General features: G+C 43.1%; 8 protein-coding genes and 7 rRNA genes. 12 read left to right on the top strand and 3 right to left on the bottom strand.

What is annotated here, in order from left to right; all coding sequences use genetic code 11:
- The first annotated feature begins 2 nt into the window (after positions 1-2).
- Together EL194_RS00075 and alr are read left to right on the top strand one after the other, a co-directional pair.
- Positions 3-413 (top strand): hypothetical protein, encoded by a 411-nt coding sequence (locus EL194_RS00075; protein WP_003774054.1) that lies wholly within the window; start codon positions 3-5, stop codon positions 411-413.
- Positions 413-1,483, top strand: a complete 1,071-nt coding sequence (alr, locus tag EL194_RS00070; RefSeq protein WP_003774053.1) for an alanine racemase — start codon at positions 413-415, stop codon at positions 1,481-1,483. Before EL194_RS00075 ends, alr begins: the two co-directional genes overlap by 1 nt.
- Before the next feature lie 25 nt (positions 1,484-1,508).
- Here alr and EL194_RS00065 read toward each other — a convergent pair whose 3' ends face one another.
- The 3 genes from EL194_RS00065 to EL194_RS00055 all read right to left on the bottom strand — a co-directional run bounded on the left by EL194_RS00065 (position 1,509) and on the right by EL194_RS00055 (position 4,631).
- Positions 1,509-2,186, bottom strand: coding sequence for an HAD family hydrolase (locus EL194_RS00065; protein ID WP_003774052.1), 678 nt, complete (start codon positions 2,184-2,186; stop codon positions 1,509-1,511).
- A 93-nt stretch (positions 2,187-2,279) separates the two neighbouring features.
- On the bottom strand, positions 2,280-3,263 hold the full coding sequence (locus EL194_RS00060; protein WP_034886628.1) for a D-isomer specific 2-hydroxyacid dehydrogenase family protein: 984 nt from the start codon (positions 3,261-3,263) through the stop codon (positions 2,280-2,282).
- A gap of 123 nt (positions 3,264-3,386) precedes the next feature.
- Entirely contained in the window at positions 3,387-4,631 is a 1,245-nt protein-coding gene (locus EL194_RS00055) for a DNA recombination protein RmuC (RefSeq protein ID WP_034886627.1), read from the bottom strand.
- Positions 4,632-4,745: 114 nt separating this feature from the next.
- Between EL194_RS00055 and EL194_RS00050 the strand changes: the two genes are divergently transcribed.
- The 10 genes from EL194_RS00050 to EL194_RS08600 all read left to right on the top strand — a co-directional run bounded on the left by EL194_RS00050 (position 4,746) and on the right by EL194_RS08600 (position 21,104).
- Complete coding sequence (locus EL194_RS00050) at positions 4,746-5,654, top strand: patatin-like phospholipase family protein (protein ID WP_003774049.1); 909 nt, start codon at positions 4,746-4,748, stop codon at positions 5,652-5,654.
- Positions 5,654-6,466: an aldo/keto reductase gene (locus EL194_RS00045; RefSeq protein WP_003774046.1), complete on the top strand. Its 813-nt coding sequence runs from the start codon at positions 5,654-5,656 to the stop codon at positions 6,464-6,466. Before EL194_RS00050 ends, EL194_RS00045 begins: the two co-directional genes overlap by 1 nt.
- Positions 6,467-6,614: 148 nt before the next feature.
- Positions 6,615-8,471 carry a heavy metal translocating P-type ATPase gene (locus tag EL194_RS00040; RefSeq protein WP_034886626.1) on the top strand — a complete coding sequence of 619 codons (1,857 nt, stop codon included), beginning with the start codon at positions 6,615-6,617 and terminating at the stop codon, positions 8,469-8,471.
- A 270-nt stretch (positions 8,472-8,741) separates the two neighbouring features.
- Positions 8,742-10,280, top strand: a 16S ribosomal RNA gene (locus EL194_RS00035).
- A gap of 308 nt (positions 10,281-10,588) precedes the next feature.
- Positions 10,589-13,486, top strand: a 23S ribosomal RNA gene (locus EL194_RS00030).
- A gap of 76 nt (positions 13,487-13,562) precedes the next feature.
- Positions 13,563-13,676: ribosomal RNA gene (rrf, locus tag EL194_RS00025) — 5S ribosomal RNA — on the top strand.
- Between the two features lie 497 nt (positions 13,677-14,173).
- A 16S ribosomal RNA gene (locus EL194_RS00020) occupies positions 14,174-15,712 on the top strand.
- Between the two features lie 308 nt (positions 15,713-16,020).
- A 23S ribosomal RNA gene (locus EL194_RS00015) occupies positions 16,021-18,915 on the top strand.
- A gap of 75 nt (positions 18,916-18,990) precedes the next feature.
- Positions 18,991-19,103 (top strand): 5S ribosomal RNA (gene rrf, locus EL194_RS00010).
- Positions 19,104-19,599: 496 nt separating this feature from the next.
- Positions 19,600-21,104 (top strand): 16S ribosomal RNA (locus EL194_RS08600).
- The 16S, 23S and 5S rRNA genes sit together here, the layout of an rRNA operon.

Below are 21,104 nucleotides of genomic sequence, written 5' to 3'. Positions count from 1 at the left end.
AAATGGAAATCTTTAACACTCGATCATTAACACAGAAACAAAGATTTAATGTAGCACTGCTTGTAGGACTTGTATCCGCTGTAGTCTTAGGAATTGTATCTGGAATTTTTAGAAATAAAGTAGCCAACTTTTCACTCGTAATTGTGGGGGTCGGCTATCTAATCGCACTTGCAATTCAAAAATTTGGACGCGGTGTTCAAATAAAATTTTCAATTGCAGCTGCCTTATTCACATTCCTTGCGATTGTCATGAGTGATGTTGTTACGGTAATGGGGATTGCGGGACTCTTTGACTTGAGCAGTTACCAAATTATTTTCAAGTATGCGGCGCAAAATGAAATTCATTCAGTTTTATGGATTGCCTATAGATTGCTTGCGATTTATATTAGCTATAACTATTCGAGGATTATTTAATGGATGGTAGAGAGACGATTGCAACGATAAATCTCGACAATCTTTCGTACAATATCAATAAAATACAAGAAGTGACTGGGAAGTCGCTTTTTGGCGTTGTAAAGGCAAATGCATATGGTCATGGTGATGTTGAATGCAGTCGCATCATGATAGAGGAAAATCTCCCATTTATTTGTGTATCATCGATTGATGAGGCACAACGATTAGTTCATAAAGGAATCAACTACGATATTCTGATTTTCAGTTATGTTGATCCAAAGATTATTGCGGAACAAGGGAAAGAACATTTTATTTATACCATCCCATCAATCCAGTGGTTTCGCGAAGTTACAGCCCTAAACCTTAATCTTCGCATGCATCTTGAAATTAATGTAGGGATGAATCGTATTGGAATTAAAAATGACAAAGAAATTGAAGAAATTCTATCGAGTGATGTTCCACTTGAAGGGATTTACACTCATTTACCTAGTCCTGAAAATCTTGAAAAAGGTAAGGAACAACTCACACGATTTGAGAATATAATTAATGCATCAGAACGCAATTTTAAATGGATTCACGTAGGAAATGCGCCGGTATCTCTAATTAAAGACAATACTTTAATCAATGGATTCCGTATGGGTTTGGCAGTATATGGATATCGCGTAGATATTCCGTCTCTTAAACCGGTTTTATCACTTCATTCGAAAATCTGCCATATTGATAGAGTAAACCCAGGAGAATCGATTGGTTATGATTATACTTACCTGGTAGAGAAGAAGGAATATTTTGGAACGATGCCAATTGGATATGCTGATTGTTTCGATGTTAGAAATAATTTAGTTCCAGTCTACATTAAGGGAAAACCCTATTCAATCGTCGGGAAGATATGTATGGATCAGACAATGATTCGAATTGATGAAAGTGTTTACCTTGGTGACGAGGTTGAACTTATTGGACCTCATCGAACCTGTGTAGAAATTGAATCAATTACAGGAATTTCTAAATATATTCAACTCTCAACATTAAGCGAACGCATTACGCGACACTATACCCGAAAAGGTCAAGTTGTCTATATTGAAAAAAGAAAGTAAAAAAGAGGATTCTAGAATCCTCTTTTTATATGGAATTTAAAACATAGGCTTTGATTTGGCTAAATGAAAATAACGTTAATCCCTCATAAGTACCTTCACGCCTTCTATGATTAAACCAGACCGCTTCCCACCCCGCGTTTTTAGCACCAATCACATCATTAGGAAGTGAGTCGCCAATCATTGTGAGTGGGCCTTCTTGTTGTGCTTCAATAGCACGAAATATTTCCCGGGACGGTTTATAATGTCCGATATCTCCAGATACAATAATTCGATGGGTAGGTAAGTATTTTTCAAGACGCAGTGCTTTGATTTTCTTCCATTGGTGTTCGGAAGGTCCATTGGTTAAAATGTAAAATGGAATATCTCGTTTCGCAAGAATTGTAAACAAATCATGGATTGAGGGATGAAGTTCTAAGCGATCCAAATAATAGGCATAGCGTTCTTGAAAAAAATCCGCTTGCTCATTGCCTATTATAATTCCAAGATCTTCTAAGGGTTTTTGAATTCTAAATCGTCTCATATCAAGATTGGTCATGGTACCGTTTTGAGTTGCATCAAATACAGCGTCACTATAGCTACGACTTTTTATGTATAAAGATTGAACGTCTTCTATGTTTATGAGTCCTGAGTCTTCGAGTGCTTTAGTAAAAGGGATGATTTGGTCATAAATTGTATCATCCATATCAAAAATAAATGTTGTCATAAAATCTCCTCATCACATTGATTATAAGGTGGAATGTATAAAGATAGTAGTTATAAAAAAGGATTAATTTGAATTAATCCTTTTTCTCTAAATTTATTTAATTTCCCACTGACTCTTGTTAGACATCATAAAAGAATTTAAAGAACGTAAGGCAACTTCTACCATGTCTGAAACAGCTTGATCTGTGTAAAAGGCACAATGGGGTGTAATGATAACATTTTTATGGCTTTCAAGTAGAGCAAGTTGATGATTTGAAAGTGTTGAAAGTCGGTGGTCCTTATGGAAAATTCCAAGTTCTCCTTCAAGAACATCCAGTCCAACAGCACCAATATGTCCATTTTCCACGTATTTAATCAAAGCATCGGTATCAATTAATTCACCACGAGCACAGTTTACAATTATAACTCCGGGTTTTGTTAGGGCGAGGCTTTCCGCGTTAATAATGTGATGTGTTGACTCGATAAGTGGAGCATGTAAAGTAATAACATCGGCTTCTTTTAAAAGTGTTTCGAGATCGACATAAGTAAGTACATCTTTGATAGAATCATTTTCATAGAGGTCATAACCAATAATGCGACCACCAAAACCAGAAAGATTGCGGGCGGTTATACAGCCAATACGACCTGTACCAATGACGCCAAATGTCATATTATGCATTTCTTTACCCTGAATTCCTGGCAGTGAGTAATCTTTAACTTCTGCTCGTTTCATAATTGCTTTCATGTTACGAAGCGACATAAGAACTAACATCACCGCAAAGTCTGCAACACAATTTGGTGAATAGGTTGCGTTTGAGAACTTAAGACCTAGATCACGTACGGCATCCATATCCACATTATTAAATCCGGCAGAGCGGGATGCGATATATTTTGTGCCACCTTGCGCAAGAAGTTCAAGAACTTCTCTGCTCGCATCACAATTACCTAGAAAGGCAACAGCTTCATATCCGTTTGCTTCATTAACGTTGTCAATACTCATTTGTGCATTCACAACTTTTAAGTCGATATTCATTTCCTTTGTAAAGCGTTCAAAAGCTTCCTTTTCATCAGGACGTACAGCATAAGCTACTAATTTCATATTAAACATTCTCCTTTATATGATTAAGATGTATTCTTTTAAAATATAAAACCTAGACATCTATTAAGTGTATCCTACAATAGATCACGATAGAAAGGGCGTAATAAGCCCATAAAAAATTCTTTATTGATTTTCAATATCCTTTTGAGACAGAGCATCGCGGTCAACTTCCGAAATGGATTCAAAGCGACTTGAAATCTTTCGAGAGGTGATGTGTAAATCTTTAACATCTTGATTTACATTTTCGATATGCTTACTTAAATTATCCCAACGTAATCGATAGCGATCAAACTCAACATTTAAACGCTTCAGTTCGTCATGAATAACACTTGCATACTTTTCACGTTCTAAATTCACGAGAATTGTTTGAATTGTGGTAAGTGTGCTCATTAGTGTTGTCGGAGAAACAAGCCAGACACGTTTTCGTTGAGCATAGTCTAAAATATCAGAGTGATAGGCATTAATGGTCGCAAACACTGCTTCAGCTGGGACAAACATCAAAGCTTGATCAGAAGTTGTGCCGGGAATAATATACTTATCAGCGATTGCATCAATGTGTTTTTTACAATCCAGCACAAATTGTCGTTCAGCGTTTTGGCGTTGGCTGGTTTCAAGGGACTTATCAATCATGCGACGATAGTTTTCGAGGGGAAACTTAGAATCAATTACAAGAGTTCCGAGTGGTTCTGGCGCAAAAAGCACTGCATCAGGTCGAACACCGGGGGATAGATTATACTGCATTTGGTAGATGCGATCATTTTTATCCCCGAATATTGAAGCTAAAATCTGATGGAGTTGTACTTCACCAAAGGTTCCACGCGTTTTCTTATCGGTTAAAACATCTTGCAAAGAGACAATTTCAACGGAAAGTGCATCAATTTTCTTTTGAGCTTCGTCGATTTTACTTAATCGTTCAACGATGTTTGTGAAGGTATCATTTGTCTTCTTGAATCCTTGATCTAGAGATTGATTAACTTTTTCATCCATAAGCAGAAGTCGTTTTTCGACGCTTTCGGTAAGTTTTGTAAACTGTTGATCCAATTGAAGATTCATTTTATCGTGAAAAAGAATCAAGGCGCGATTTACTTCTTTTTCAAAAACGATGTTACGTTGTGTTAAGTCATTAAACCGAAGATCCATTCGGTCGGTAAATTGATTGAATTTATCGGATGTCTTCTCACGACTTTCGAAATCGAATGCGACCATTTGATTTATTGTATTGTTTGCTTGACTCATCATTAAATCTTTAAGTTGTGCAAACTGATTTTGGAGCGTTTCGTTTTCGACGCTATTTCGTTGTGTTTTTAATTGCATATATATAAGGATAAGTAATAGTGCAATTATAATGAATAATAGAATTTGTATCATATAGACTCCTTTGACTAAAACTATTATACGACACTTCTGCATCACCATGTCAATTTCATGTGTTTATCGAGTAGAAATGACATTTTATAGTATAATAAGGATAGAGGTGTCAGTATGAATAAAATTGGATTAGCGTTATCAGGCGGTGGTGTGAAATCAATTTCCCAACTTCCTGTTATTCGAGCATTAAGTGAAGAAGGTATTAAAATTGATATGGTATCTGGAACCTCAATGGGTTCTGTGATTGCGGCACTTGTGGCTTGCGGATTAAGTTCTGATGAATTAACAGAGATTGTTTTGAAGTTAGAGCGAAATATTAAAGAGAAACATATATTTTCAAAACCAAGTCTTAAGCTTCTTCCTTTTTCAAAAGAAAAACTTACGGCGGGTTATGTAGATGGACAAGAGTTGGAAGATGAGCTTCAAAAGGTTTTGGACGAAATTGGTGTCAATAATATTTCGGAAGTGAAAATTCCGCTTGCAATTCCGGCAGTTGATTTAACTACAGGGAAAATAGTTTGCTTTGTTTCACATCCACAGGATTTTAAAGTGTTAGATCCGATGTGGGATATTGTGACGGATATTCCGTTAGCAAAAGCGGTTCGTGCTTCCTGTTCCTTTCCATTTGTGATTGCAGCTATGGAATACCATGGGTACATGCTTGTGGATGGTGGTGTGAGAATGAATCTTCCGCTTGAATTAGTCGAGGCATACGGGTCCGATAAAACAATTGCTGTGACGATGCATTCCAACGAAAATTTCCATGAGTATAATTCGCTGATGGCTATTGCGACGCGTTGTATGGATCTTATGCGTATTGAAGAAGACTATCATATTATTAAAAATGCGGATATCCATATTAATGTACCACTAGACGATGTTTGGGTTTTTGAACTCGGTAAGGGTCGCTTTACAATGGATCGTGCAGATTTGGTTATAGAAAAACATAAGGATGATATAAAAGCCCTCGTGAAGAAGAAAACACTTTGGGAACGTATAAAAGAAGAATTAGGAGGGGTATAATGATTTACAAAACATTGAGTAATGGAACATCGATGCCGATGCTTGGTTTGGGAACCTATCGTTTACTTGAAGAAGATGCATATGAAATTGTTTTGAAAGCTCTTGAACTTGGATATCGTCATATTGATACTGCGATGATATACGAAAATGAAGAGGTCGTTGGCCGTGCAATTAAGGATTCTGGCGTTTCTCGGGAAGAACTCTTTATAACAACGAAATGTTGGAATGAAGACCAAGGGTATGAGACGACACTTAAAGCATTCGAATTATCGCTTGAAAAACTTGGCTTAGATTATATTGATTTATATCTGATTCATTGGCCACAACCAAGCTCACATGAGACTTGGCGCGCTTTTGAGGAAATTTATCGAAATAAGAAAGCGAAAGCAATTGGTATCTCAAACTTCAATACGCAACAATTGGAAGCGTTGTTGGAAGAAGCGAAGATTGTTCCGATGGTCAACCAAGTTGAACGACATCCATTTCTAGTACAATCAGAATTGAAATCGATGTGTGATCGTTATGGAATTGCATGCGAAGGGTGGATGCCGATAGCTCGTAACAAAGTAGCGGACAGTAATGCTGTGTTGGCGTTAGCGGATAAGTATCACAAAACTGCTGCTCAAATTACATTAAGGTGGCAAATACAAACGGACTGGACAGTTTTCCCAAAAACACAATCGATGAGCCGTTTGGAAGAAAACTTTGATATATTTGATTTCGCACTAACAAATGAAGAAGTTGAAATTGTGAATAAGCTTAATGAAAACTTACGCTTAGGTACGAATCCAAATAAATATAATTTTAAATAGAGCGTCTACGCTCTTTTTTTATTCAACCTTGTGAATCTTTTTATTTAAAGAATGAATAATGTTAATCGAGAGTTGTAGATTTATCAATTCAAAATGGTATAATATACATATATTGATAATCATTATCATTATTATTGGAGGGTTTGTTATGTGGAAAGATACACTATTAAGTTTAAAAGAAACCATACTGTGTGGGATTCTGTTATTGCTCGGTGCAATACTTAATAACAATGTACTATTAATTTTAGCAATTGCAATTGGTGGATATAATCAAACTAAAGAGGGAATTACAGATACAATTCAAAATAAACATTTGAACGTTGAACTCCTTATGATTTTGTCGGCGATTGGCGCATGTTTGATCGGTTATTATATGGAAGGCGCAGTATTAATATTTATTTTTTCTTTATCTGGAGCACTTGAGGAACTAACGCTTGATCGCAGCCAGCGAGAAATTCGTTCTTTAATGGAACTGCAACCGACAGAGGCTACACGTCTTAATAAAAATGGAAGTACAGAAGTTGTGTCCGTTGAGTCATTACAAATTGGAGATAAAGTGATTGTGGCTGTTGGTGAGACTGTTCCAATTGATGCAATGATCTATAAGGGTCAAAGCAGTATTGAAGAAGCTGCAATCACAGGGGAATCGATGCCTAAAGAAAAAGGTGTGGGTGATTCCGTATTTGGCGGAACAATGAATATTTCGCATCCAATTACAATCGAAGTTAATACTTTGGTAAACGATACACTCATTCAGAAAATTGTTAAGATGGTGGAAGAAGCGCAGCAATACCCATCAAAAACAGCACGATTTATTGAGCGCATCGAAGATTACTATGCGCGCGTAGTACTGGTTGTTGTTTTATTGGTGGTTCTTATCCCTATAATTACCATGGGTCAATCCTTTGAAACTGCATTTTATCGCGGAATGATTTTGCTTGTTGTAGCATCACCATGTGCGCTCATTGCATCGGTTACGCCAGCAACACTTTCTGCAATCTCAAACGGAGCAAAACGCGGAATATTAGTAAAAGGTGGAATTCACTTTGAGAACATGATGGATGCTAAAGCAGTTGCTTTTGATAAAACTGGAACTTTAACGCAAGGGGTGCCATCCTTAACGAATATGTTCTATATTGATGATGTTGATGCACGTGAGGTGGGCGAAGCGGTCATCGCAATTGAACAATATTCGACACATCCACTTGCCAGCGCAGTAGTTTCTGGACTTTATAAGAATTTGAATATCGAAGACTATCCATCTGCAAACAACGTTGAGGAAATTGCCGGTTTTGGTATTAAAGGTGTCTACGCGGGAAAAGAATATCGTATCGGTAAATTTGAGCACATGATATCAGAAGATCAAATCGTTACAGACAAGGGCCTTGAATTTGCCGAAAGTGGAAACAGTCTTGTTTATATCCAACAGGATGATGATGTTATTGGTGTTCTTGGACTTACAGATGTTATTCGTCCGGAAGCATTATCTTTAGTACACTGGCTGAACAAAAACAATATTAAGACAGTAATGATTACAGGTGATAATAAAAAAACAGCAGAACATATCGGATCGCAGATTGGTGTATCCAAGATTGTTGCTGAATGTCTACCTGATGAAAAAGCAACGATTATAAGAGACTTGGAACGAGAATACGGAACAGTAGTAATGATTGGAGACGGAATTAATGATGCACCCGCTCTAGCGAATGCTACAATCGGGATTGCAATGGGAAGCGGTACAGACATTGCTATGGAAGCAGCCGACATTATATTGGTTAAAGATGATATCCATGGAATTCAATATGCAATCGAACTATCGCTCAAACTCCGTAAGATAGTTATACAAAATGTGAGCTTTTCAATTGGGGTTATACTTCTGTTGGTGATTTCAAACTTCTTTGATCGAATATCACTGCCTTTAGGTGTTGTTGGTCATGAAGGAAGTACAATTCTAGTAATTCTAAACAGTTTAAGACTCTTGAAAGAAATAAAAATAGAACGATAAGTGATTTTAAAGGGATAATTCCCTTTTTTTATTGCCTTAAACCACCAAATCAAGCCTTTAAAATCACACATATTTAGAATTCAACAACATTATCAAAATAAAGTGAAAATAGTGTTGACGGTGGCTAAAGAGGGTGGTATTATATACAAGCGCTAAGGGAAACCGAGTGCAGAAAATGGTCTTTGAAAACTAAACAGGAAACGTCAATTTCAAAAAGAAATACGGATAAATTAATAAACAAAACTCGTCAGAGTTAAAAAGAGAAAGAATCAAATGGAGAGTTTGATCCTGGCTCAGGATGAACGCTGGCGGCGTGCCTAATACATGCAAGTCGAACGAAGTGAAGAGGAGCTTGCTCCTTGGAACTTAGTGGCGAACGGGTGAGTAATACATAAGCAACCTGCCTCGATGCCTGGGATAACAGAGGGAAACTTCTGCTAATACCGGATACGTTAATCTAAGACATCTTAGATTAATTAAAGATGGGATACATCACAACGAGATGGGCTTATGGCGCATTAGTTAGTTGGTAAGGTAACGGCTTACCAAGACGATGATGCGTAGCCGACCTGAGAGGGTGACCGGCCACACTGGGACTGAGACACGGCCCAGACTCCTACGGGAGGCAGCAGTAGGGAATTTTCGGCAATGGGGGAAACCCTGACCGAGCAACGCCGCGTGAGTGAAGACGGCCTTCGGGTTGTAAAGCTCTGTTGTAAGGGAAGAACGATAGGAAGAGGGAATGCTTCTTATATGACGGTACCTTACCAGAAAGCCACGGCTAACTACGTGCCAGCAGCCGCGGTAATACGTAGGTGGCAAGCGTTATCCGGAATTATTGGGCGTAAAGGGAGCGCAGGCGGTTTATCAAGTTTATGGTTAAAGTTCGGGGCTTAACCCCGTGATGCCATAGAAACTGGTAGACTAGAGTGCAGGAGAGGTTAGTGGAATTCCATGTGTAGCGGTAAAATGCGTAGATATATGGAGGAACACCAGTGGCGAAGGCAGCTAACTGGCCTGTAACTGACGCTGAGGCTCGAAAGCGTGGGGAGCAAATAGGATTAGATACCCTAGTAGTCCACGCCGTAAACGATGGATACTAAGTGTTGGAGAAATTCAGTGCTGTAGTTAACGCAATAAGTATCCCGCCTGGGGAGTATGCGCGCAAGCGTAAAACTCAAAGGAATTGACGGGGGCCCGCACAAGCGGTGGAGTATGTGGTTTAATTCGAAGCAACGCGAAGAACCTTACCAGGTCTTGACATACCGCGCAAAAGCACAGAGATGTGTAATAGTTATGGCGGATACAGGTGGTGCATGGTTGTCGTCAGCTCGTGTCGTGAGATGTTGGGTTAAGTCCCGCAACGAGCGCAACCCTTGTCTTTAGTTACCAGCATTAAGTTGGGGACTCTAAAGAGACTGCCGGTGATAAACCGGAGGAAGGTGGGGATGACGTCAAATCATCATGCCCCTTATGATCTGGGCTACACACGTACTACAATGGCGTATACAGAGGGCAGCGAAGCAGCGATGCGGAGCGAATCTCAGAAAGTACGTCTCAGTTCGGATTGGAGTCTGCAACTCGACTCCATGAAGTCGGAATCGCTAGTAATCGCGGATCAGAATGCCGCGGTGAATACGTTCTCGGGCCTTGTACACACCGCCCGTCAAACCATGAGAGTTGGTAATACCCGAAGCCGGTGGCCTAACCTAGTTTACTAGGAGGGAGCCGTCGAAGGTAGGATCGATGATTGGGGTTAAGTCGTAACAAGGTATCCCTACCGGAAGGTGGGGATGGATCACCTCCTTTCTAAGGAGTAATTAGAAAGACGTGAAGTTGACACCTAAAGTTTCCTGTTTAGTTTTGAGAGTCCGTTGGAATCTCAAGAAAAATGATCTTTGAAAACTGAATAACAGAAAAGAAAAAGAGATAGACAAAGAAATAAATGTTATCAACATGATCTTTTCGAATAGTTGTATAAAACTAGATTTACATCAAGTTAAACAAAAACAGTAACTTAAGCAATTAAGTAAGCAATCAAAGCAAACACACAGCTTATCAAGCGATAAGCGTTAAAAAAAACCTGATTTTAAGAATTAGGGCGCGAAATTACATGTGATTAAATATGTAAGGGCGTACGGTGGATGCCTAGGCACTAAGAGCTGATGAAGGACGCGACTAACAGCGAAATGCCTCGGGGAGTGGTACGTACACAACGATCCGGGGGTATCCGAATGGGGAAACCCAATACTGGTTATGCAGTATTACACATAAATGAATACATAGTTTATGATGAGGCAACCTTGCGAACTGAAACATCTTAGTAGCAAGAGGAAAAGAAAACAAAAGTGATTCCCTGAGTAGTGGCGAGCGAAACGGGAAAAGCCCAAACCATCTTCGTGATGGGGTAGTAGGACCACAACGTGGGATATCGAAGCTAGTCGAATGGCATTGAAAGGCCAGTCAAAGAAGGTGCAAACCCTGTAGACGAAAGCGTAAGATACTCTAGTGGTATCCTGAGTACGGCGAGGCACGAGAAACCTTGTCGGAATCAACCGGGACCACCCGGTAAGGCTAAATACTCCTTAGTGACCGATAGTGAACCAGTACCGTGAGGGAAAGGTGAAAAGAACCGCGGAAGCGGAGTGAAATAGATCCTGAAACCGTATGCTTACAAGAAGTCAGAGCCCGTTAATGGGTGATGGCGTGCCTTTTGTAGAATGAACCGGCGAGTTACTCATAATGTGCGAGGTTAAGTTGAAGAGACGGAGCCGAAGCGAAAGCGAGTCTTAATAGGGCGATATAGTAAATTGTGGTAGACCCGAAACTGAGTGATCTAGCCATGACCAGGTTGAAGTTTGGGTGAAACCAAATGGAGGACCGAACCGACCATCGTTGAAAAGCTGGCGGATGAGTTGTGGCTAGCGGAGAAATTCCAATCGAACTCAGATATAGCTGGTTCTCCCCGAAATAGCTTTAGGGCTAGCGTCAATGTAAGGCCACTGGAGGTAGAGCACTGAATGTATGATGGCCCCATCTCGGGGTACTGAATATAATCAAACTCCGAATGCCAGTGGATAGTAGTTGGCAGTCAGACTATGGGTGATAAGGTCCGTAGTCGAAAGGGAAACAGCCCAGACCATCAGTTAAGGTCCCAAAATTCATGCTAAGTGGAAAAGGATGTGGGGATGCACAGACAACTAGGAGGTTGGCTCAGAAGCAGCCATCCTTTAAAGAGTGCGTAACAGCTCACTAGTCGAGTGACCCTGCGCCGAAAATGTACCGGGGCTAAGTATGATACCGAAACTATGGATTTATTGTTTCAATAAATGGTAGGGGAGCGTTCTATACTGCGTTGAAGCTGTACCGTAAGGAGCAGTGGAGTGTATAGAAGTGAGAATGCCGGTGTGAGTAGCGAGATGTCAGTGAGAATCTGACACACCGATTGCCTAAGGTTTCCAGGGGAAGGCTCGTCCTCCCTGGGTAAGTCGGGACCTAAGATGAGGCTGAAAAGCGTAGTCGATGGACAACAGGTTGATATTCCTGTACCCGATACATAAGTGAAGGAATGACAGAGAAGGCTAGGTTATGCCAGCGACTGGAAGTGCTGGTTTAAGCGAAGGAGCTGTATGGTAGGCAAATCCGCCATGCAAAGCAAAGGCGTTACGAGGAGTGAACCCGTGAGGAAGTAGCGAAGTAACTGATGCCAGCTCTCAAGAAAAGTTTCTAGCGTTAATTATGTATTGGCCCGTACCAAAACCGACACAGGTAGGCAAGGAGAGAATCCTAAGGTGAGCGAGAGAACTGTTGCCAAGGAACTCGGCAAAATGACCCCGTAACTTCGGGAGAAGGGGTGCTCGTAAGAGCCGCAGTGAAGAGGCCCAAGCGACTGTTTAACTAAAACACAGCTCTCTGCAAAGTCGCAAGACGAAGTATAGGGGGTGACACCTGCCCGGTGCTGGAAGGTTAAGGGAATATGTTAGAATTCGTTCGAAGCATTGAACTGAAGCCCCAGTGAACGGCGGCCGTAACTATAACGGTCCTAAGGTAGCGAAATTCCTTGTCGGGTAAGTTCCGACCCGCACGAAAGGTGTAACGATTTGGGCGCTGTCTCGGCAGCAGACTCGGTGAAATCTTAGTACCGGTAAAGATGCCGGTTACCCGCAACTAGACGGAAAGACCCCATGGAGCTTTACTGTAGCTTGATATTGAACTTTGAGCCTACATGTACAGGATAGGTGGGAGACTATGAAGCATGTACGCTAGTATATGTGGAGTCGCCATTGGGATACCACTCTTGTATGTTTGAAGTTCTAACCGCGTACCGTGATCCGGTACCGGGAGAGTGTCAGGTGGGCAGTTTGACTGGGGCGGTCGCCTCCTAAAGAGTAACGGAGGCGCCCAAAGGTACCCTCAGATTGGTTGGAAATCAATCGACGAGCGTAAAGGCAGAAGGGTGCTTGACTGCGAGACCTACAAGTCGAGCAGGGACGAAAGTCGGGCTTAGTGATCCGGCGGTTCCGAGTGGAAGGGCCGTCGCTTAACGGATAAAAGCTACCCTGGGGATAACAGGCTAATCTCGCCCAAGAGTTCACATCGACGGCGAGGTTTGGCACCTCGATGTCGGCTCATCGCATCCTGGAGCTGAATTAGGTTCCAAGGGTTGGGCTGTCCGCCCATTAAAGCGGTACGCGAGCTGGGTTCAGAACGTCGTGAGACAGTTCGGTCCCTATCTGTTGTGGGCGTAGGAAATTTGAGGAGCGCTGTCCCTAGTACGAGAGGACCGGGATGGACATACCGCTGGTGTACCAGTTGTTCTGCCAAGGGCATCGCTGGGTAGCTAAGTATGGACTGGATAAGCGCTGAAAGCATCTAAGCACGAAGCCAACTCCAAGATGAGATTTCCCATACGTAAGTAGTAAGACCCCTGAGAGACGATCAGGTTGATAGGTCAGAGGTGGAAGCATAGTGATATGTGGAGCTGACTGATACTAATAGGTCGAGGTTTTAATCACAAAAGATACAACGATTCGAAAAAGATCAAATTTCTGTTATTCAGTTTTGAGAGTTCATCTCTCTAATGCACTACGATCTGGTGATTTTAGCGAAGTGGTCACACCTGTTCCCATCTCGAACACAGAAGTTAAGCACTTTAGCGGCGACAATATCTAGCCACGCGCTAGTGAAGATAGTTCATCGCCAGGTAATTTGACACTCTATTTAGAGTGTCTTTTTTTATGTTTTCAAAGAAGCGCTTATACTGACCATCACGGTATAAAATGATGAAACACGATGTCGATCTAAAAAATCATAGAATAAAGTGGTAAGTCTAAATAGGTGCTGCATTGTGAGCTGGATCGGTATCAAGCTTATAAAACGCCAACTTTTGTGAGCGAAAAGGGAAAAAGAAACAAAAAACTATCCAAAAACCGCCTATAAAAAAGACAAAAAAACAGGTAAAACAGGCATATATGAACCATGAAAATCACGAATGAACTGAAAAGACCTAAAAAAAGAAGAAATGTCAAAATAAAGTGAAAATAGTGTTGACGGTGGCTAAAGAGGGTGGTATTATATACAAGCGCTAAGGGAAACCGAGTGCAGAAAATGGTCTTTGAAAACTAAACAGGAAACGTCAATTTCAAAAAGAAATACGGATAAATTAATAAACAAAACTCGTCAGAGTTAAAAAGAGAAAGAATCAAATGGAGAGTTTGATCCTGGCTCAGGATGAACGCTGGCGGCGTGCCTAATACATGCAAGTCGAACGAAGTGAAGAGGAGCTTGCTCCTTGGAACTTAGTGGCGAACGGGTGAGTAATACATAAGCAACCTGCCTCGATGCCTGGGATAACAGAGGGAAACTTCTGCTAATACCGGATACGTTAATCTAAGACATCTTAGATTAATTAAAGATGGGATACATCACAACGAGATGGGCTTATGGCGCATTAGTTAGTTGGTAAGGTAACGGCTTACCAAGACGATGATGCGTAGCCGACCTGAGAGGGTGACCGGCCACACTGGGACTGAGACACGGCCCAGACTCCTACGGGAGGCAGCAGTAGGGAATTTTCGGCAATGGGGGAAACCCTGACCGAGCAACGCCGCGTGAGTGAAGACGGCCTTCGGGTTGTAAAGCTCTGTTGTAAGGGAAGAACGATAGGAAGAGGGAATGCTTCTTATATGACGGTACCTTACCAGAAAGCCACGGCTAACTACGTGCCAGCAGCCGCGGTAATACGTAGGTGGCAAGCGTTATCCGGAATTATTGGGCGTAAAGGGAGCGCAGGCGGTTTATCAAGTTTATGGTTAAAGTTCGGGGCTTAACCCCGTGATGCCATAGAAACTGGTAGACTAGAGTGCAGGAGAGGTTAGTGGAATTCCATGTGTAGCGGTAAAATGCGTAGATATATGGAGGAACACCAGTGGCGAAGGCGGCTAACTGGCCTGTAACTGACGCTGAGGCTCGAAAGCGTGGGGAGCAAATAGGATTAGATACCCTAGTAGTCCACGCCGTAAACGATGGATACTAAGTGTTGGAGAAATTCAGTGCTGTAGTTAACGCAATAAGTATCCCGCCTGGGGAGTATGCGCGCAAGCGTAAAACTCAAAGGAATTGACGGGGGCCCGCACAAGCGGTGGAGTATGTGGTTTAATTCGAAGCAACGCGAAGAACCTTACCAGGTCTTGACATACCGCGCAAAAGCACAGAGATGTGTAATAGTTATGGCGGATACAGGTGGTGCATGGTTGTCGTCAGCTCGTGTCGTGAGATGTTGGGTTAAGTCCCGCAACGAGCGCAACCCTTGTCTTTAGTTACCAGCATTAAGTTGGGGACTCTAAAGAGACTGCCGGTGATAAACCGGAGGAAGGTGGGGATGACGTCAAATCATCATGCCCCTTATGATCTGGGCTACACACGTACTACAATGGCGTATACAGAGGGCAGCGAAGCAGCGATGCGGAGCGAATCTCAGAAAGTACGTCTCAGTTCGGATTGGAGTCTGCAACTCGACTCCATGAAGTCGGAATCGCTAGTAATCGCGGATCAGAATGCCGCGGTGAATACGTTCTCGGGCCTTGTACACACCGCCCGTCAAACCATGAGAGTTGGTAATACCCGAAGCCGGTGGCCTAACCTAGTTTACTAGGAGGGAGCCGTCGAAGGTAGGATCGATGATTGGGGTTAAGTCGTAACAAGGTATCCCTACCGGAAGGTGGGGATGGATCACCTCCTTTCTAAGGAGTAATTAGAAAGACGTGAAGTTGACACCTAAAGTTTCCTGTTTAGTTTTGAGAGTCCGTTGGAATCTCAAGAAAAATGATCTTTGAAAACTGAATAACAGAAAAGAAAAAGAGATAGACAAAGAAATAAATGTTATCAACATGATCTTTTCGAATAGTTGTATAAAACTAGATTTACATCAAGTTAAACAAAAACAGTAACTTAAGCAATTAAGTAAGCAATCAAAGCAAACACACAGCTTATCAAGCGATAAGCGTTAAAAAAAACCTGATTTTAAGAATTAGGGCGCGAAATTACATGTGATTAAATATGTAAGGGCGTACGGTGGATGCCTAGGCACTAAGAGCTGATGAAGGACGCGACTAACAGCGAAATGCCTCGGGGAGTGGTACGTACACAACGATCCGGGGGTATCCGAATGGGGAAACCCAATACTGGTTATGCAGTATTACACATAAATGAATACATAGTTTATGATGAGGCAACCTTGCGAACTGAAACATCTTAGTAGCAAGAGGAAAAGAAAACAAAAGTGATTCCCTGAGTAGTGGCGAGCGAAACGGGAAAAGCCCAAACCATCTTCGTGATGGGGTAGTAGGACCACAACGTGGGATATCGAAGCTAGTCGAATGGCATTGAAAGGCCAGTCAAAGAAGGTGCAAACCCTGTAGACGAAAGCGTAAGATACTCTAGTGGTATCCTGAGTACGGCGAGGCACGAGAAACCTTGTCGGAATCAACCGGGACCACCCGGTAAGGCTAAATACTCCTTAGTGACCGATAGTGAACCAGTACCGTGAGGGAAAGGTGAAAAGAACCGCGGAAGCGGAGTGAAATAGATCCTGAAACCGTATGCTTACAAGAAGTCAGAGCCCGTTAATGGGTGATGGCGTGCCTTTTGTAGAATGAACCGGCGAGTTACTCATAATGTGCGAGGTTAAGTTGAAGAGACGGAGCCGAAGCGAAAGCGAGTCTTAATAGGGCGATATAGTACATTGTGGTAGACCCGAAACTGAGTGATCTAGCCATGACCAGGTTGAAGTTTGGGTGAAACCAAATGGAGGACCGAACCGACCATCGTTGAAAAGCTGGCGGATGAGTTGTGGCTAGCGGAGAAATTCCAATCGAACTCAGATATAGCTGGTTCTCCCCGAAATAGCTTTAGGGCTAGCGTCAATGTAAGGCCACTGGAGGTAGAGCACTGAATGTATGATGGCCCCATCTCGGGGTACTGAATATAATCAAACTCCGAATGCCAGTGGATAGTAGTTGGCAGTCAGACTATGGGTGATAAGGTCCGTAGTCGAAAGGGAAACAGCCCAGACCATCAGTTAAGGTCCCAAAATTCATGCTAAGTGGAAAAGGATGTGGGGATGCACAGACAACTAGGAGGTTGGCTCAGAAGCAGCCATCCTTTAAAGAGTGCGTAACAGCTCACTAGTCGAGTGACCCTGCGCCGAAAATGTACCGGGGCTAAGTATGATACCGAAACTATGGATTTATTGTTTCAATAAATGGTAGGGGAGCGTTCTATACTGCGTTGAAGCTGTACCGTAAGGAGCAGTGGAGTGTATAGAAGTGAGAATGCCGGTGTGAGTAGCGAGATGTCAGTGAGAATCTGACACACCGATTGCCTAAGGTTTCCAGGGGAAGGCTCGTCCTCCCTGGGTAAGTCGGGACCTAAGATGAGGCTGAAAAGCGTAGTCGATGGACAACAGGTTGATATTCCTGTACCCGATACATAAGTGAAGGAATGACAGAGAAGGCTAGGTTATGCCAGCGACTGGAAGTGCTGGTTTAAGCGAAGGAGCTGTATGGTAGGCAAATCCGCCATGCAAAGCAAAGGCGTTACGAGGAGTGAACCCGTGAGGAAGTAGCGAAGTAACTGATGCCAGCTCTCAAGAAAAGTTTCTAGCGTTAATTATGTATTGGCCCGTACCAAAACCGACACAGGTAGGCAAGGAGAGAATCCTAAGGTGAGCGAGAGAACTGTTGCCAAGGAACTCGGCAAAATGACCCCGTAACTTCGGGAGAAGGGGTGCTCGTAAGAGCCGCAGTGAAGAGGCCCAAGCGACTGTTTAACTAAAACACAGCTCTCTGCAAAGTCGCAAGACGAAGTATAGGGGGTGACACCTGCCCGGTGCTGGAAGGTTAAGGGAATATGTTAGAATTCGTTCGAAGCATTGAACTGAAGCCCCAGTGAACGGCGGCCGTAACTATAACGGTCCTAAGGTAGCGAAATTCCTTGTCGGGTAAGTTCGACCCGCACGAAAGGTGTAACGATTTGGGGCGCTGTCTCGGCAGCAGACTCGGTGAAATCTTAGTACCGGTAAAGATGCCGGTTACCCGCAACTAGACGGAAAGACCCCATGGAGCTTTACTGTAGCTTGATATTGAACTTTGAGCCTACATGTACAGGATAGGTGGGAGACTATGAAGCATGTACGCTAGTATATGTGGAGTCGCCATTGGGATACCACTCTTGTATGTTTGAAGTTCTAACCGCGTACCGTGATCCGGTACCGGGAGAGTGTCAGGTGGGCAGTTTGACTGGGGCGGTCGCCTCCTAAAGAGTAACGGAGGCGCCCAAAGGTACCCTCAGATTGGTTGGAAATCAATCGACGAGCGTAAAGGCAGAAGGGTGCTTGACTGCGAGACTACAAGTCGAGCAGGGACGAAAGTCGGGCTTAGTGATCCGGCGGTTCCGAGTGGAAGGGCCGTCGCTTAACGGATAAAAGCTACCCTGGGGATAACAGGCTAATCTCGCCCAAGAGTTCACATCGACGGCGAGGTTTGGCACCTCGATGTCGGCTCATCGCATCCTGGAGCTGAATTAGGTTCCAAGGGTTGGGCTGTCCGCCCATTAAAGCGGTACGCGAGCTGGGTTCAGAACGTCGTGAGACAGTTCGGTCCCTATCTGTTGTGGGCGTAGGAAATTTGAGGAGCGCTGTCCCTAGTACGAGAGGACCGGGATGGACATACCGCTGGTGTACCAGTTGTTCTGCCAAGGGCATCGCTGGGTAGCTAAGTATGGACTGGATAAGCGCTGAAAGCATCTAAGCACGAAGCCAACTCCAAGATGAGATTTCCCATACGTAAGTAGTAAGACCCTGAGAGACGATCAGTTGATAGGTCAGAGGTGGAAGCATAGTGATATGTGGAGCTGACTGATACTAATAGGTCGAGGTTTTAATCACAAAAGATACAACGATTCGAAAAAGATCAAATTCTGTTATTCAGTTTTGAGAGTTCATCTCTCTAATGCACTACGATCTGGTGATTTTAGCGAAGTGGTCACACCTGTTCCATCTCGAACACAGAAGTTAAGCACTTTAGCGGCGACAATATCTAGCCACGCGCTAGTGAAGATAGTTCATCGCCAGGTAATTTGACACTCTATTTAGAGTGTCTTTTTTTATGTTTTCAAAGAAGCGCTTATACTGACCATCACGGTATAAAATGATGAAACACGATGTCGATCTAAAAAATCATAGAATAAAGTGGTAAGTCTAAATAGGTGCTGCATTGTGAGCTGGATCGGTATCAAGCTTATAAAACGCCAACTTTTGTGAGCGAAAAGGGAAAAAGAAACAAAAAACTATCCAAAAACCGCCTATAAAAAAGACAAAAAAACAGGTAAAACAGGCATATATGAACCATGAAAATCACGAATGAACTGAAAAGACCTAAAAAAAGAAGAAATGTCAAAATAAAGTGAAAATAGTGTTGACGGTGGCTAAAGAGGGTGGTATTATATACAAGCGCTAAGGGAAACCGAGTGCAGAAAATGGTCTTTGAAAACTAAACAGGAAACGTCAATTTCAAAAGAAATACGGATAAATTAATAAACAAAACTCGTCAGAGTTAAAAAGAGAAAGAATCAAATGGAGAGTTTGATCCTGGCTCAGGATGAACGCTGGCGGCGTGCCTAATACATGCAAGTCGAACGAAGTGAAGAGGAGCTTGCTCCTTGGAACTTAGTGGCGAACGGGTGAGTAATACATAAGCAACCTGCCTCGATGCCTGGGATAACAGAGGGAAACTTCTGCTAATACCGGATACGTTAATCTAAACATCTTAGATTAATTAAAGATGGATACATCACACGAGATGGCTTATGGCGCATTAGTTAGTTGGTAAGGTAACGGCTTACCAAGACGATGATGCGTAGCCGACCTGAGAGGGTGACCGGCCACACTGGGACTGAGACACGGCCCAGACTCCTACGGGAGGCAGCAGTAGGGAATTTTCGGCAATGGGGAAACCCTGACCGAGCAACGCCGCGTGAGTGAAGACGGCCTTCGGTTGTAAAGCTCTGTTGTAAGGGAAGAACGATAGGAAGAGGGAATGCTTCTTATATGACGGTACCTTACCAGAAAGCCACGGCTAACTACGTGCCAGCAGCCGCGGTAATACGTAGGTGGCAAGCGTTATCCGGAATTATTGGGCGTAAGGGAGCGCAGGCGGTTTATCAAGTTTATGGTTAAAGTTCGGGGCTTAACCCCGTGATGCCATAGAAACTGGTAGACTAGAGTGCAGGAGAGGTTAGTGGAATTCCATGTGTAGCGGTAAAATGCGTAGATATATGGAGGAACACCAGTGGCGAAGGCGGCTAACTGGCCTGTAACTGACGCTGAGGCTCGAAAGCGTGGGGAGCAAATAGGATTAGATACCCTAGTAGTCCACGCCGTAAACGATGGATACTAAGTGTTGGAGAAATTCAGTGCTGTAGTTAACGCAATAAGTATCCCGCCTGGGGAGTATGCGCGCAAGCGTAAAACTCAAAGGAATTGACGGGGGCCCGCACAAGCGGTGGAGTATGTGGTTTAATTCGAAGCAACGCGAAGAACCTTACCAGGTCTTGACATACCGCGCAAAGCACAGAGATGTGTAATAGTTATGGCGGATACAGGTGGTGCATGGTTGTCGTCAGCTCGTGTCGTGAGATGTTGGGTTAAGTCCGCAACGAGCGCAACCCTTGTCTTTAGTTACCAGCATTAAGTTGGGGACTCTAAAGGACTGCCGGTGATAAACCGGAGGAAGGTGGGGATGACGTCAAATCATCATGCCCCTTATGATCTGGCTACACACGTACTACAATGGCGTATACAGAGGGCAGCGAAGCAGCGATGCGGAGCGAATCTCAGAAAGTACGTCTCAGTTCGGATTGGAGTCTGCAACTCGACTCCATGAAGTCGGAATCGCTAGTAATCGCGGATCAGAATGCCGCGGTGAATACGTTTCGGGCCTTGTACACACCGCCCGTCAAACCATGAGAGTTGGTAATACCGAAGCCGGTGGCCTAACCTAGTTTACTAGGAGGGACCGTCGAAGGTAGGATCGATGATTGGGGTTAAGTCGTAACAAGGTATCCCTACCGGAAGGT

This window comes from Erysipelothrix rhusiopathiae, from assembly GCF_900637845.1.
GTDB classification, from domain to species: domain Bacteria; phylum Bacillota_I; class Bacilli_A; order Erysipelotrichales; family Erysipelotrichaceae; genus Erysipelothrix; species Erysipelothrix rhusiopathiae.
The sequence above is the reverse complement of the archived record's forward strand: the minus strand, read 5'-3'. Positions and strand labels throughout refer to the sequence as shown.

Bases quoted from the DNA above. Each gene is read 5' to 3' on its own strand.
- EL194_RS00075 (WP_003774054.1), top strand. From the start codon at position 3: ATGGAAATCTTTAACACTCGATCATTAACACAGAAACAAAGATTTAAT.
- alr (WP_003774053.1), top strand. From the start codon at position 413: ATGGATGGTAGAGAGACGATTGCAACGATAAATCTCGACAATCTTTCG.
- EL194_RS00065 (WP_003774052.1), bottom strand. From the start codon at position 2,186: ATGACAACATTTATTTTTGATATGGATGATACAATTTATGACCAAATC.
- EL194_RS00060 (WP_034886628.1), bottom strand. From the start codon at position 3,263: ATGAAATTAGTAGCTTATGCTGTACGTCCTGATGAAAAGGAAGCTTTT.
- EL194_RS00055 (WP_034886627.1), bottom strand. From the start codon at position 4,631: ATGATACAAATTCTATTATTCATTATAATTGCACTATTACTTATCCTT.
- EL194_RS00050 (WP_003774049.1), top strand. From the start codon at position 4,746: ATGAATAAAATTGGATTAGCGTTATCAGGCGGTGGTGTGAAATCAATT.
- EL194_RS00045 (WP_003774046.1), top strand. From the start codon at position 5,654: ATGATTTACAAAACATTGAGTAATGGAACATCGATGCCGATGCTTGGT.
- EL194_RS00040 (WP_034886626.1), top strand. From the start codon at position 6,615: ATGTGGAAAGATACACTATTAAGTTTAAAAGAAACCATACTGTGTGGG.